Source organism: Pseudarthrobacter sp. 01T43 (genome assembly GCF_056398665.1).
This window is the reverse complement of sequence record NZ_JBFTPV010000029.1, coordinates 22,192-34,543: the sequence shown is the minus strand read 5'-3', so window position 1 is coordinate 34,543 and position 12,352 is coordinate 22,192. Positions and strand designations below refer to the sequence as shown.

11 protein-coding genes are annotated in these 12,352 nt (G+C 65.5%); 3 read left to right on the top strand and 8 right to left on the bottom strand.

What is annotated here, in order from left to right; translation table 11 throughout:
• Positions 1 to 143: 143 nt before the first annotated feature.
• Entirely contained in the window at positions 144 to 404 is a 261-nt protein-coding gene (locus AC1DIM_RS18205; protein WP_477711909.1) for a hypothetical protein, read from the bottom strand.
• 461 nt (positions 405 to 865) lie between these two features.
• Between AC1DIM_RS18205 and AC1DIM_RS18200 the strand changes: the two genes are divergently transcribed.
• Entirely contained in the window at positions 866 to 1,846 is a 981-nt protein-coding gene (locus AC1DIM_RS18200) for a helix-turn-helix transcriptional regulator (RefSeq protein WP_477711908.1), read from the top strand.
• On the top strand, positions 1,839 to 2,720 hold the full coding sequence (locus tag AC1DIM_RS18195; protein WP_477711907.1) for an SDR family oxidoreductase: 882 nt from the start codon (positions 1,839 to 1,841) through the stop codon (positions 2,718 to 2,720). Before AC1DIM_RS18200 ends, AC1DIM_RS18195 begins: the two co-directional genes overlap by 8 nt.
• A gap of 71 nt (positions 2,721 to 2,791) precedes the next feature.
• On the opposite strand, the gene AC1DIM_RS18190 is transcribed toward AC1DIM_RS18195, so the two are convergent.
• Positions 2,792 to 3,460 carry an alpha/beta fold hydrolase gene (locus AC1DIM_RS18190; protein ID WP_477711906.1) on the bottom strand — a complete coding sequence of 223 codons (669 nt, stop codon included), beginning with the start codon at positions 3,458 to 3,460 and terminating at the stop codon, positions 2,792 to 2,794.
• Between the two features lie 270 nt (positions 3,461 to 3,730).
• Between AC1DIM_RS18190 and AC1DIM_RS18185 the strand changes: the two genes are divergently transcribed.
• Complete coding sequence (locus AC1DIM_RS18185; protein ID WP_477711905.1) at positions 3,731 to 5,377, top strand: serine hydrolase; 1,647 nt, start codon at positions 3,731 to 3,733, stop codon at positions 5,375 to 5,377.
• Positions 5,378 to 5,875: 498 nt separating this feature from the next.
• Here AC1DIM_RS18185 and AC1DIM_RS18180 read toward each other — a convergent pair whose 3' ends face one another.
• The 6 genes from AC1DIM_RS18180 to AC1DIM_RS18155 form a co-directional block, all read right to left on the bottom strand.
• Positions 5,876 to 7,750, bottom strand: a complete 1,875-nt coding sequence (locus tag AC1DIM_RS18180; protein ID WP_477711904.1) for a Na+/H+ antiporter — start codon at positions 7,748 to 7,750, stop codon at positions 5,876 to 5,878.
• An 82-nt stretch (positions 7,751 to 7,832) separates the two neighbouring features.
• Positions 7,833 to 8,183, bottom strand: a complete 351-nt coding sequence (locus tag AC1DIM_RS18175) for a cupin domain-containing protein (RefSeq protein WP_477711903.1) — start codon at positions 8,181 to 8,183, stop codon at positions 7,833 to 7,835.
• Between the two features lie 85 nt (positions 8,184 to 8,268).
• The gene (locus AC1DIM_RS18170) at positions 8,269 to 9,396 is read right to left on the bottom strand and encodes a Gfo/Idh/MocA family protein (RefSeq protein WP_477711902.1); all 1,128 of its coding nucleotides are present in this window, start codon (positions 9,394 to 9,396) and stop codon (positions 8,269 to 8,271) included.
• A complete protein-coding gene (locus AC1DIM_RS18165; RefSeq protein ID WP_477711901.1) occupies positions 9,381 to 10,079 on the bottom strand; it encodes a ThuA domain-containing protein in 699 nt (232 codons plus the stop codon). Before AC1DIM_RS18165 ends, AC1DIM_RS18170 begins: the two co-directional genes overlap by 16 nt.
• 50 nt (positions 10,080 to 10,129) lie before the next feature.
• Positions 10,130 to 11,134: a sugar phosphate isomerase/epimerase family protein gene (locus AC1DIM_RS18160; protein WP_477711900.1), complete on the bottom strand. Its 1,005-nt coding sequence runs from the start codon at positions 11,132 to 11,134 to the stop codon at positions 10,130 to 10,132.
• A gap of 38 nt (positions 11,135 to 11,172) precedes the next feature.
• Positions 11,173 to 12,351 carry a Gfo/Idh/MocA family protein gene (locus AC1DIM_RS18155; RefSeq protein WP_477711899.1) on the bottom strand — a complete coding sequence of 393 codons (1,179 nt, stop codon included), beginning with the start codon at positions 12,349 to 12,351 and terminating at the stop codon, positions 11,173 to 11,175.
• Position 12,352 lies beyond the last annotated feature (1 nt).

Here is a 12,352-nt window from a genome sequence, read left to right as displayed (position 1 = left end):
CCCCGGTATGGGAAAGTTGCATCTACGAGATGCCTCTCTTTTTGGTGAAAAGGTGTTCTAGACAAACCCCATTTTCCGCGAAAAGACAGGCATTCTCGGTTTAAACCGCCGACCGCGCCCCGATCAGCATCGGTGAATCAAGGCTAAGGCTGGACGAGTGTCAGGACTGTTTCCGGACGGACGCCGTCGAACTTCATCGCCTCGGCTGCCGTTTCAGATTCCATGAACCGCTGGAACGTTTCCATGTCGGGGACCTCGGCGATCAGGCCTACCCGCTGGCTTTTTCCCGGGTCGACGAACGTTCGAACCGTGATGCCCAAGGGCCCGAAGACTTCTACTCGCTTGGGTGAGTTGAGCCAGTGCTCAACGTCGTCTACCTCGTGGAAAATCAATAGAGTTGGCATCGTTGCCTTCCCTTTCCGGGGTTTGCGCCAGGAGCCGGGCTGGATAGGAGCCGTATGGGACATCCTGATCACGCTGAAAGTACCACGGCGTGGCATGCAGCGGTAGCGGGCCGGGTTGACGGTTCCACGCCGTCGGCAGTTCGCCTGATGGTGGCGAGGCTATTGATCCCTTATGAACGATCCGCAAGCATGAGTTATGGGATGGAGGCCTCGCCGAGGAAATTGAAAGGGACGCGGCCAACACCTGAGGGCGGGCGTGAAACGGCGGATAACGACCTGGATTAGTGCGCTGGCCGTGTTGGGCGCATGGTTCTCCGGAGCAATACCAGTGATCCAGGTGGCTCGCCCTCCGCTGTTCGGCGATTCCGGTGCAGGTCGTCTTGCGGCTTCCGTCTCCAGCCGGGCTGGGGGTGTCTGACAGACACTGCCGCCAGCGAACCGGGCTGCGTACCGTGGAACTCGTGGACATAAAAGAAGAGATCCGCGAGTTCCTGATCACGCGTCGTGCGAAGGTCAGCACGGAGCAGGCCGGCATCCCCAGCTACGGGGACCTGCGGCGTGTCCCGGGACTGCGCCGGGAGGAAGTGGCCCAGCTTGCTGGAGTAAGCACGGACTACTACACGCGGCTGGAACGCGGCAGCATCCGCGGTGTCTCAGATTCTGTGCTCGAGGCTGTGGCCTCAGCCCTTCAGCTGGACGAGGCCGAGCGAGCACACCTGATGGACCTGGCTCGGACGGCCAAAACCCCTTCGCGCCGTACACCCCGCCGCCCGACACGGCAGCGCGTCCGTCCCGGCGTGCTACGCCTGCTGGACGGGATGACCGGAGTAGTCGCCGTGGTGCAGAACGGCCGCGGCGACGTCCTCGCTGCCAACCTGCTGGGCCGGGCACTCTATGACGGGGTATTTAACTCAGCCGCGTCCTTGGCGGCGGACATTCCGGGCCGGCTGCCGAACCAGGCACGCTACCTCTTCCTTGACCCGAGGGCCGCCGATCTCTACCCCGACTGGGACGCGATCGCAGCAACCACGGTCGCGATGCTGCGCCTGGAAACGGGCCGGAACCCGCACGACCGGGCATTGAACGAGCTGGTCGGGGAGCTGACCACGGGCAGCGGCCTGTTTGCCGCGCTCTGGGCCGGGCACGACGTGCGGATCCACACCACCGGAACCAAGCGCTTCCACCACCCGGTCGCCGGCGACCTGTCCCTGCAGTTCGAGACGCTGGATCTCCCCGGGGACGAAGGGCAGACCCTGTACACCTTCACCGCGGAGCCTGGCTCCGCGTCCGAAAATGCGCTGGCCTTCCTCGCCAGCTGGGCGGCAGCACCGCCCGAAACAGCCACCGCCGGCGGTCCTGCCGGCGGATCCACCGCCCCCGCACGCTCCCACGCGCGGCCGGAAACACGCAACCCAGGAAAGACAGAACCTCAACATGACTGAGCAGAACACCACCATCGAGCAGCGCGGCAACACGGCCGGTAAGAAGGTCTGGTTCATCACCGGCGCCGGACGCGGACTCGGGACAGACATCGCCAAGGCAGCCCTCGCCGCAGGCCACGCCGTGGTCGCCACCGGCCGCAACCCGGACAAAGTCACCCGGGCTGTGGGCGAAAACGAAGACCTGCTGGCCGTGAAGCTCGACGTCACCGATCCCGCCAACGCAGCCGCCGCCATCCGGGCAGCCGTGGACCGGTTCGGCCGGATCGACGTCCTGGTGAACAACGCCGGCAATTTTTACGCCGGATTCTTCGAGGAAATAGCCCCGCAGGACTTCCGCGCACAGATCGAAACCACCATGTTCGGACCCATGAACGTCACACGCGCGGCCCTCCCGGTCCTCCGGGCCCAGCGCTCCGGCCTAGTGGTCACCATCTCGTCGACCGCCGGCATTGTTGGCGGAGAATTCCTCACCGCGTACGCCGCGTCGAAGTTCGGCGTGGAGGGCTGGGCCGAGTCGCTGGCCCAGGAGGTCGCACCGTTCGGCATCCGCAGCATGATCGTGGAACCGGGGTTCTTCCGCACAGAGCTGCTTACCCCGGAATCCACCAGCTACGCCAAGTCAACCATCGAGGACTACGCCGAGCGCACCGAACAGACGGTCAAGGCGTGGCAAAGCATGGACGGGAAGCAGGGCGGCGACCCGGCCAAGCTCGCCAATGCCCTGATCCAACTGGCCGAACTGGAAGAGCCGCCCCTGCGGTTCGCCGCCGGAGCCGACGCCGTTGGCACCTTCGAGGCGCGGGCCAAGGCGCTCCAGGACCAGGCCCATGCCCACCGGGAGCTATCCAGCAACCTCGCCCACAGCGACGCCTAACAAAACGGAAACCGACGACGGCGGGAGGTCCCGCCGTCGTCCGGAATCCTTTCGACGGGGGCGGTTTTCGTTCAACTGCGCAGCAGGTACCTGGCTACACCCTCGGGGTTGGCCAGGGCGAGGAGGTGGCCGCCCGGGATGGCGTCGGGTTCGATGCCGAGGCGTTCACAGGCGATCCGGCGCTGGAAGTCCAGGGGAAAGAACCGGTCTCCCTCGCCGGAAAGCACGCGCGTGGGGATCGAGGGCCAGGCCGTGAAGTTGCATACCGATTCGAAGGCGGCGTTTGCTTCGGGGCGCTGGTGCGGTTCTCCTTCCGCGGCGATTTTCGGGGGAACGTCGTGCAGGAAGTAGGTGTCTGTGTCGAACTCGGTGCTGTAGCCGTGGGCCTTGGCCGCGGTCTGCTGCGCTGCAGCCCATTCGGTGTTGTCCCACCACGCGCCGGGGGTCTCGTCCGGAACGGGGATCATCGCATTGACCAGCACCAGTTCCCCGACGGGGGCCTTTTCACACACCAACGGAGCGGTGAAGCCGCCCAGCGACTGCGCCACGAGCACCACGTCGTGATGCTCACCGATGCCTTCCACCACTAGGCCCGCGTATTCGGCGAGCCCGGCGCGTTCGTCGTCGCCGGGCAGATCGACCGCGACGGCTTGGTGGCCGGCCTCCTGCAGCAGGGGAACAACATGACTCCAGTACCAAGCAGCGCCGCCGGCTCCCGGGATCAGGACGAACGTACTCACTGCAGCGCCAGCCAAACGCCGACGGCGGGACCCCGGTCCCGGACGGGCAGTCGGCCTTCGGGCCGGTGTCGTTTCAATGCGGAGCTCATTCCACCATTCTCACCCCGCCGGGGGCATCAAGCTGGGTCCGGTGCCTCGCATAATCGCCATCGCCTACGTCTTCGCGACTTCGCGAGCATCCATTGCCTGGCTTCAGTGCGCGGTCCATTATAGAAGCGATGACCGCCACGGGCCGGAGCGCTCACCGACTGACGGATCAAGGGGGAGCACATGGGCAGCATGGGGTCTATTTCCCCGAACCGACGTACGCTGCTGAAAGCGGCCGGGGTTGGGGCGGCCGGCATTGCCGCCATGCCCCTGCTGTCCGCTTGCACCGGCGACTCCGCACAGCCTGCGTCAGCGGTGTCGGCATCACTGTTTCCCGCCCCGCCGGGACAGGTCGAACCACTGCTGGACCCGCCGAAAGTTACAAATGCTGTGGCCAAGCTCGACGGATTGATCCGGGACGCCATGGATGGCACCGGGCTCCCGGGGATGGCCGTCGCCGTGGTGTATCGGGACGAGGTGGTGTACTCCAAGGGCTTCGGGGTCCGGGAGGTCGGAAAGCCCGAAGAGATTGACCCTGACACGGTGTTCCAGTTGGCTTCTGTCTCCAAGCCCCTGGCGTCCACAGTGGTGGCAGGGGTGGTGGGGCGCCAGCTCATCAAGTGGACCGATCCCGTCCTTGAACGTCATAAGAACTTCGCGCTCAAGGATGACTACGTCACGCGGAATGCCACCTTCGCTGACCTGATGTCACACCGGAGCGGGCTGAAGACAGGTTCGGGTGACCTGCTGGAGGACCTCGGATTCGAGCGGGAATACATCCTCGGCCACCTCAACCAGGAGCCCCTTGATACGTTCCGGTCCAGCTACAACTACAGCAATTTCGGCTACACGGAAGCCGGCCAGGCAGCAGCCGATGCGATGAAAATGACCTGGGAAGATCTGGCTGACGAGATCCTCTTCCGGAAGCTGGGCATGTCCGCCAGCAGCTACCGCCACTCGGACTATGAGCGGGCCACAAACAAGGCCACCCTTCATGTGCCGCTCGGGAACAAGGAGTGGGCAGCGAAATACCGCCGCGACGCCGATTCCGAGGCTCCGGCCGGTGGCGCGAGTTCGTCGGTGCGGGACCTGGCACAATGGCTGCGGCTGCAGCTTGGAAACGGCAGTTACGGGGGCAATCCCGTGGTTGATCCGGCTGCCCTCCAGACAACCCACGTACCGCACGCGGTCTCCGGACCGGCGTCGGCCCCGGCTGCCCGCTCGCGTTTCTATGGGCTGGGCTGGAACGTCTCCTACGACGACCAGGCCCGTGTCCAGCTGGGACACTCCGGAGCGTTTAATCTTGGCGCAGCCACCGCTGTCTCGATGCTTCCCGGTGAACAACTGGCCATTGTGGCCCTGACGAACGGGCGGCCCCAGGGGATTCCCGAAGCAATCTGCGCGGGCTTCCTGGATACAGCCCAGCACGGATCGCCCACGGTTGATTGGCTGGCATTTACTGCCGGCGTGTTCAAAAAAATCGATGAGTCCGAGAAGCCTGAAGTCGACTACACCAAGGTTCCGTCTGCGCACTCTCCTGCCAGAACAAACGGTGCCTATGCAGGCGCCTATGACAACGCCTACTATGGCCGGCTTGTGGTCTTTGACGAGGGCGGGAAACTGGCCATGAGAATGGGGCCGGCCGGCAGCACCACGACTTTCCCGCTCACTCACTTTGACGGCGACACGTTTAGCTTCGAATCCATAGGAGAGAACGGCAACGGCCTGGCCGGTGCACTTTTTGCAGAAGCAAGCAGCGGCCGCTCACCGAGGGTCACCCTGGACTTCTACGACAGAACCGGGCTGGGGACATTCACGCGTGCCTCGTAATGCTCGGTGCCGGCACCGAGCATCAGTTGTCATCACCGCCTCCGAGCAGGTCCCGCAGCGCCCGCTCACCACGTTCCCGTGATCGGGATTCCGGGAGGGTTTACGTGCTGAGGTTCCAGTGGACCCGGATAGCCTCGGCAACGGGGTCGGCGGTGACGTCGACCCGGAAAGCAACGGGCGCGGTTCCTGTTTCTTCGATGACCGCGTCACGGTACACGCGGCCGCATGAGGGGCACAGGGTGTAGAGGTCCTCATCCGCAGGCCATTCCGCCAGCTCGGCGGGGCCGGAGATTTATCTCCGATGTAGACGGGGACGCCGTCTGAATTGGCCTGGATCAACCCGTCCTTGCTGACGGTGTTCCCGCATACGCAGGTAATGGTGGTGACATCATGATCGATGACGTCGGCGGTTTCAGTGTCCACGATGACCTCCCCGGTAATGGCAGAGAAGTGCCGTTCTTAGCTTATGCCTGCTGCTCCGCATAGTCGCTGCCGCCCTCACCCCAGCAGGTCGTCCTGATAGCACCAGCGCCAGTCTTCGCCCGGCTCGATGCTCCGCATGACCGGGTGCCCGGTGGCTTCAAAGTGCCTGGAAGCATGGGTGCCGGGCGAGGAATCACAGCACCCCACCTTGCCGCACTGCAGGCACATCCTCAGGTGCACCGTCGTTGTGCCTTCCCGGCGGCAGTCCGCGCAGTAAGCGTCGCGGGGCACCTCCAGGGAGCGGGCCGATTCGAGATGGCCGCACACCCCGCCCGGCCTCGCAATACCCTCCCCGCCGCCCTCGCCGGAGGTGTCCACCTCATCGAGCGAGACGTCCAGCATGGACTCCTCAACGTCCAGCCGATCGAGGACCGCGCTCAGGACCTCCTGCGCGTACTCGCCGCCGCGCCGCAGCTCCAGCACCTTGGCCCGTTCCGCTTCCAGCATGGCAAGCCGCAGCCGGGCGTAGCGCTCGCTGGGCGTGGCTGTTTCCGCGGACGGCCGGCCGAGCCGTTCCCAGGCAGCCAACCCGCGCTCCTGGGTGCGCCGTTTCAGCATGGCCACTACCTCCGGCGGATCGTCATCCGTGCGCAGTTCCTGCAGGCGGGCCACTCCGGCCGTGGTGGCCTGCTGCATCAGCGAAGCTTGGTTCAGGGCGTCCTCGCGCTGGTCCGGGCCCGGGATCCGGAGGACGCGCACCAGTGCCGGAAGAGTGAAGCCCTGCAAAGTCAGCGTGCCGGCCACCACCACCAGGGCAGCCAGGATCAGCACGGAACGGTGTTCCAAGTCCGCGGGCAGGACCAGCACCGCGGCCAGCGTGACCACGCCGCGCATCCCCGCCCAGGAAACAATGGCCGGGAACTGCCACTGCGGCGCCGGATCGTTCCGCCGCACTGCCGGAATCAGCCGGGGCAGGTACGTCGCAGGGAACACCCACACCGGCCGGAGCACCAGCACCGCCAGCAGGATAATGGCGCAGCCGGCCCAGATCCGGCCGGCGCCGAGGGAGTCGTCCTGGACGCCCTCGATGATGGACCGCACCTGCAGCCCGATCAGGAGAAAAACGGAGTTTTCCAGCAGGAACTGCACCGTGTTCCAGTTGCTGCGCTGGCTCAGCCGGGCGGCGCCGTTGGGCATGGACGGCGCCTTCGTGCCCATCACCAGTCCGGTAACGACGACGGCGAGGACCCCCGAGGCGTGTATCGCCTCCGCGGGCAGGTACGCAACGAGCGGCGCGATCAGTGACGTGGAAGTATTGATGGCGACGTTTCGGATCCGCTTGCGGAGCGCGGTCAGCACGTAGGCGGCAGCCATGCCCACCACCACCCCGCCCCCGGCGGCAAGCAGGAAGTCTCCGGCGATCCCCACCACGGATACAGAACCCGAGATGGCCGCGATGGCGGCGCGAAGGCAGATCAGTGCGGTGGCGTCGTTGACCAGGGATTCACCCTCAAGGATGGTGACGATCCGGCGCGGCATCCCCACCTTTCTCGCGATGGAGGTGGCGGCCACCGCATCCGGCGGTGCCAGGACGGCGCCCAGGGCGATCGCGGCGGCCAGCGGGATCTCCGGGAACAGCCACCAGACCACGAAGCCCACGGTGACAGTGCCGAAGATGACGTATCCCACCGAAAGTAGCCCGATGGCGCGGCGGTTGGAGCCGAAATCGAACAGGGAAGTCCGCAGCGCCGCGGCGTACAGCAGGGGCGGCAGCAGGCCCACCAGGACCAATTCCGGGTTCAGCTCAATGTGCGGAACGAACGGGAGGAACGAAGCGGCGACGCCGGCCAGCACCAGCAGCAGCGGAACCGAAATGTTGAGCTTCCGGCCCAGGGCGCTGCCCGCGCAGACCACCGCGACGAGAACCAGAAGTCCCAGTGCGATCTCCATGGGGCCATTGTCTCAGGCCTGAAGAAGAAGGCACCGCCCCGAACCCCGAACGACGGCGGGAAGTCCCGCCGTCGTCCGCTCATCACGGTTCTTGGTAGTACCGCACTTCAAACATCCTGGCCCCGTCCTCGGAGACCCAAGGGCCGTGTTCCATGCCCGGAGGCCGCACTGCCCAATCGCCTGCGCTGAACGTTCGGTTCAGCCGCTGATCGGTCACGGACCCCTCAATGATGAAGATTTCTTCCCAGCAGTCATGGGTGAGCACACCGACGGGGGAAGTATCCGTTCCGGCCTCGAACTTCAGGATCCGCGTGACGGCGCCGTTCGTGTCGTCGCGTGCCAGGACAGCTTCCGAGAGTCCGTCGATAGGCGGGCTGCAGGGCCTGAACTCAACGGATGAAGTGGCGGTAAATTCGATCTCCGGTTTTGCCATGGCTACCTTCCTACTTCCAGACTCCGGCTGTGCAGGCTACCGATACTTCGCTGTCAGCAAATGAATGCACCCTGTTCAACTGATTCTAGGAGGCAGCCTCCTGAGCCTCGAGCCTGTCCACATCGTCGGTCAGGACCGTTAACTCGACGCTCTCCGGCCGTTCGACGGTGCTGTGGATGGATATGGCCTTGCCGCTGCGGGCTGATTCGAGCACTGACTCCATGACCTCAAGGGCGTGGTAAGCCAGGGCGCCCCCCGCGCGGGGTTCCTCGCCCTGCCCGGTGGAGGCGAGGTCGGCGATGCCGAAGCCGCGTCCGGCGTCGACGTACCCGGCGGAGACCGGAAGGGTCTCCCAGCCGTCGGCACCCAGGGAAAACAGTTGGACCTCGCCATCAAAGTGGTTGGGGTCGGGCACCATCAGGGATCCCGTGGAGCCGTGGATCTCGATGTTCGGCGACTTCGACTTCACGGCGTCGAAACTCATAAAAAGGGTGGACAGCGCACCGGACGCATGGACCAGGACGCCGGTGACATGGGAGTCAATGTCCACAGGCACCGTCTCGCCGCGGCGGGGTCCTGAGCCGATAGTGCGCTCGTTGCGGGTGTGGCTTGCCGCGCCGATGACCGAAACCACTGGGCCCAACAGGGTCACCAGGGCGGTGACGTAGTAGGGGCCCATGTCCAGGAGCGGACCGCCGCCGGGCTGGTAGTAGAAGTCCGGATTCGGGTGCCAGCGTTCGTGCCCGGGCGTCACCATGGTGGCGGAGGCGGAGATGGGTGCCCCGATCAGTCCGTCGTCGATCGCTTTGCGCGCGGTCTGGATGCCGGTGCCCAGTACGGTGTCCGGGGCGCAGCCGACGGCGACGCCTGCCTCGCGCGCTGCGTCCAGGACCTGGCGCGCCTCCGCAGTCGTGGCAGCAAGCGGCTTCTCGCCATAAACGCTTTTGCCTGCGGCGATCGCCTTCAGTGCCACCTCGGCGTGCGCCGCCGGGATGGTCAGGTTCAGGACCAGTTCGACGTCGTCCGCCGCGAGAAGCTCGTCAACGGACACGGCACGCACGCCCTCGTAGTCGTCCGCCACCGCCTGGGCACGTGCCGGGTCCAGGTCCGCTACTGCCACGAGTTCGATGTCATTGAGCTTCCGGAAATTGGTGAGGTACTGCGCGATGATGGCGCCGCAGCCGACGATTCCTACTTTTAACGGCTTGCCCACAGCAGGCCCCTTTCGATGATGGTGCGGACGTTGGCGTCCTGGAGGATTTCGACGTGGTGGCCGGGAGTGGCGACGAAGATCCGGCCTTTGCCCCATTGCCGGGTCCAGATGGCCGGGGAAGTGACTTCGCGGTTCCACGGGTCCCACTCGCGGACTTTCTGTGTGGTGGTGGCGAGGACGTCAATGTAGTCGTCGGAGAGGACCCAGTACTGCTCGGTGACGAGGTCGAAGTCCTTGATGCCCTGGGTGATGGGGTGTTCCATCGCTGCAGGAAGCATGTTGACGGTATAGGGCACGTAGTTGTCGGACTGCCCGCCGATGCACTCGTCCGGGTGCTTGCCGGGGTGGCAGGCGAACTGGCCGCCGATCAGGTGCAGGTAGTCCGAGTTGTTCCGGTAGGAATCGGCGATCCCGCCGTGCCAGCCGGCCAGGCCTGTGCCGTTTTCGACGGCGGTACGCAGCCCGGAGAACTCGTCCTTTTCGATGGTGGTCATGGTCATGCACTGCATGATCAGGTCCACGCCTGCCATGTAGTCGGCGTCGGCATAAACCTTGGGGGATTCCTCGACGCGGACGTCGTAGCCGTTGTCTTTGAGGTAAGGGATGAAGAGCTCGGTGGCCTCGTACGGCTGGTGGCCGTCCCAGCCGCCGCGGACCACCAGGGCGTTCTTGCGTTCGGTCATTTGTGGTTTCCTTTGGTTGGCTCCCGGCCAGGTGGCCGGTGAAAAGTGGGCTAGCGGCTGGCGAAGGCCGCGTCGAAGGCGTCCGCGGGCGGGGCGATCCGGGCCAGCTCCTGCGCCATGGCCAGTGCCTGCGGGGCACCGATGAGGCGGTCCATGCCGGCGTCCTCCCATTCGATGCTGGTGGGGCCCTCGTAGCCGATGGCATTCAGGGTCCGGAAGATCCGGTTCCACTGCACGTCCCCGTGCCCTGCGGTGACGAAGTCCCAGCCGCGCCGGGGATCCGCCCACGCAAGGTGGGACCCGAGGCGCCCATTGCGGCCGTCCAGCTGGCGCACCGATTCCTTCACATGCACGTGGAGGATGTGGTCTGCGAAGTCCTGCAGGAACATCACCGGGTCCAGGTCCTGCCAGATGAAGTGGGAGGGGTCGAAATTCAGCCCGAAGCTCGTGCGGTGCCCGATGGCTTCCAGGGTGCGCTTTGACGTCCAGTAGTCGTAGGCGATTTCGGACGGGTGGACTTCAAGGGCGAACCGGACGCCCACCTCGTCGAAGACGTCCAGGATCGGGTTCCAGCGGTCGGCGAAATCCTGGTAGCCGGCGTCGATCATTGCCGCCGAGGCGGGCGGGAACATGGCGACGGCCTTCCAGATGGAGGAACCGGTGAATCCTGTCACGGTCTTCACACCCAGCCGGGCAGCTGCCCGTGCGGTGTCCTTCATGGACTCCGCTGCCCGGCGGCGCACTGCTTCGGGTTCACCGTCACCCCAGATTTCCGCGGACAGGATCCCTTGGTGGCGTTCATCAATGGGGTCATCGCACACGGCCTGGCCGGTGAGGTGGTTGGCGATCGCGAAGACCTGCAGGTTGTTCTTCGCCAGGATGTCGAGCCGGCCCTGGAGGTAGTTGTCGTCCTCCGCCGCGCGCCGGGGGTCCAGGTGGTCGCCCCAGCAGGCAATTTCGAGCCCGTCGAAGCCCCACTCGCCGGCGAGCCGGGCCACCTCCTCAAACGGCAGGTCGGCCCACTGGCCGGTAAAAAGCGTGATTGGTCGTGTCATCGGGTTTCCTTGGTTGTACTGGCTTTGGGCGGCGTTGCTCAGACCTTTTGCCACTGGCTGGAGTTCGCAGCGCTGGACTCCACCGCGGCCAGGACCCGCTGGACCTGCAGGGCGTCCGCAAAGGACGGCTCGGGCTGGCGGCCTTCACCGATCGCGGTGACGAGGTCCACCACCTGGTGGGTGAAGCCATGCTCGTAGCCCAGGCCGTGGCCGGTGGGCCACCAGTTGCCGACGTACGGGTGCTCGGGCTCGGTGACGAAGATCCGCCGGAATCCGGCGTCCGGGGATTCGGCGGCATCGTAGAAGGACAGGACGTTCATTTCCTCGAAGTCGAACGCCAGGGAGCCCTTGGTTCCGTTGATTTCGAGGCGCATCGCGTTCTTCCTGCCCAGCGCATAACGGGTGGCTTCAAAGACACCGATCCCGCCGCCGTCGAACCTTGCGCTGAAGATCGCCGCGTCGTCGACGGTGACGCTTCCGCGGGGCGCGTCACTGCTGAGGTCACCATGCCCGCCCAGGCCCACGAGGTCACCGGCCAGCGGGCGCTCCGGGACGAAGGTCTCCAGCAACGCCGAGACGCCGGTGATGCTTTGGCCGGTGACCCACTGGGCGGCGTCGATGCTGTGCGCCCCGATGTCACCGAGGGACCCGGACCCGGACTTGCTCTTGTCCAGCCGCCAGGTCATGGGGGCGTTCTCATCCGAGAGCCAGTCCTGCAGGTACTGGGCCCGGACATGCCGGATCTCGCCGAGCTTGCCCTGTTCCACGAAGCGTTTGGCCAGTGCCAGGGCGGGGGTGCGGCGGTAGCTGAAGCCGCACATGGAGAGGATGCCCTGCTTGGCTGCCGTCTCCGCCACGAGGGTCATCCGTTCGGCCTCCTCGACGGAATTCGCCAGCGGCTTTTCGCACAGCACATGCTTGCCGGCTTCGAGGGCGGCAATCGCAATCTCCGCATGGGTGTTGCCGGGGGTGCAGATGTCGATCAGGTCGATGTCGTCGCGCTCGATCAGGCGCCGCCAGTCCGTCTCGACCGATTCCCAGCCGAGCTTGTCCGCTGCGGCGCGCACGCCGTCGGCATTTCGTCCGGCAACCGCAGTGAGCTGGGGCTGCAGCGGCAGGTCAAAGAAGCGTGGGGCAGTGCGCCAGGCGTGCGAGTGCGCGGCTCCCATGAAGGCGTAGCCCACCATGCCGACCCGCAGGGGTTGGGTTTTTGTCATC

What these genes read in the sequence shown, in the direction of transcription:
- AC1DIM_RS18205 (WP_477711909.1), bottom strand. Translation starts at nt 404, where the DNA reads ATGCCAACTCTATTGATTTTCCACGAGGTAGACGACGTTGAGCACTGG.
- AC1DIM_RS18195 (WP_477711907.1), top strand. Translation starts at nt 1,839, where the DNA reads ATGACTGAGCAGAACACCACCATCGAGCAGCGCGGCAACACGGCCGGT.
- AC1DIM_RS18185 (WP_477711905.1), top strand. Translation starts at nt 3,731, where the DNA reads ATGGGCAGCATGGGGTCTATTTCCCCGAACCGACGTACGCTGCTGAAA.
- AC1DIM_RS18180 (WP_477711904.1), bottom strand. Translation starts at nt 7,750, where the DNA reads ATGGAGATCGCACTGGGACTTCTGGTTCTCGTCGCGGTGGTCTGCGCG.
- AC1DIM_RS18175 (WP_477711903.1), bottom strand. Translation starts at nt 8,183, where the DNA reads ATGGCAAAACCGGAGATCGAATTTACCGCCACTTCATCCGTTGAGTTC.
- AC1DIM_RS18165 (WP_477711901.1), bottom strand. Translation starts at nt 10,079, where the DNA reads ATGACCGAACGCAAGAACGCCCTGGTGGTCCGCGGCGGCTGGGACGGC.
- AC1DIM_RS18160 (WP_477711900.1), bottom strand. Translation starts at nt 11,134, where the DNA reads ATGACACGACCAATCACGCTTTTTACCGGCCAGTGGGCCGACCTGCCG.
- AC1DIM_RS18155 (WP_477711899.1), bottom strand. Translation starts at nt 12,351, where the DNA reads ATGACAAAAACCCAACCCCTGCGGGTCGGCATGGTGGGCTACGCCTTC.